Raw genomic sequence first — 1,037 nt, forward strand, 5'->3', positions numbered from 1 at the left:
CCGTTGGCGGCCCAGGGCATCCAGGAGCCGTTGAACTCCCAGCCGACGCGCACGTAGATGTTGCCGTCGCTGCTGGCCTTGGTCTGCGCTAAGCCCTGCGCGGCCAACGGCCACGAAGCCGCGTTCATCAAAGCCTTCCAGGAGCTGGTGACCACGTTCCGCTCCGTGTCCGACAAGTTCAAGGTCGTATGGGACACCACTAACGATGGTGGCAACATGAACCCGGAGAAGGCGGATCCGGGCGACAAGTACGTCGATGTGATCGGCACAGACGTCTACTACAGCACCCTATGGGACGGCACCGATGCCGCCAAGGGGTTCAAGGGCGAGGTCACCCGCACCTACGGCCTAGAGTGGCAGCAGGATTTCGCCGCAGCCCACGGTAAGGCCACTGCCATCTCCGAATGGGGTGTCGCCAGCGACAACGCGGGTCCCTACGTTCAGGCCATGACCAAGTGGATGGCCGACCATAAAATGGTCTACGAGAACTACTGGGACTCGAACGCTGACTACAACGGCAAGCTGAGCACAGGCGCAAACGCCACCGCAGGCGCTGCCTACAAGAGCGCCATTGCTAGTCTAGGCCAGTCGTCGCTTGAGATACCCTCAGTCCCTGTTACAGCTCCTGCTTCAAACCCGGCTTCTCCTGTGAGCACAGGAGTGGACACTTTGGTGTTCAAGGTCTCTGGCGACAACTGGCAGGGTGACCCGCACTTCATCGTGACGGTCGACGTTAATCATTTCTGCGGCACGCTCACCACCTCTGTACACTAAGCTTATCGCCCTTTCCCTACCCTCCGCCCTTCCGATCTCTTCGGCTCAGGCGCTCACGATGTCGCGGTGAAGTTCATCGACAACGCCGACAACGGTTGGGGCAACGATCGCAACCTCTACGCCCCGAACGCGCCGACCTCGTGCTGGATCATCCCCGAGATCTCGCGCACCTGGGTGAACATCTTGGCGATCGGCTGGAACAGGCCGGAATGCTCGGCCTCGTAGGTGCCGACGTCGCGCGGGCCGGCCGGCTCGCCGAAGTT

The 1,037-nt window shown here is 61.4% G+C and carries 1 protein-coding gene; it reads left to right on the plus strand.

The features are described 5' to 3' along the window. Positions 1 to 147 precede the first annotated feature (147 nt). Positions 148 to 774, plus strand: a complete 627-nt coding sequence (locus MKK70_RS00625; RefSeq protein ID WP_243945387.1) for a hypothetical protein — start codon at positions 148 to 150, stop codon at positions 772 to 774. Positions 775 to 1,037 lie beyond the last annotated feature (263 nt).

The sequence above is a fragment of the Methylobacterium sp. E-041 genome (assembly GCF_022829665.1).
Taxonomy (GTDB): Bacteria; Pseudomonadota; Alphaproteobacteria; order Rhizobiales; family Beijerinckiaceae; genus Methylobacterium.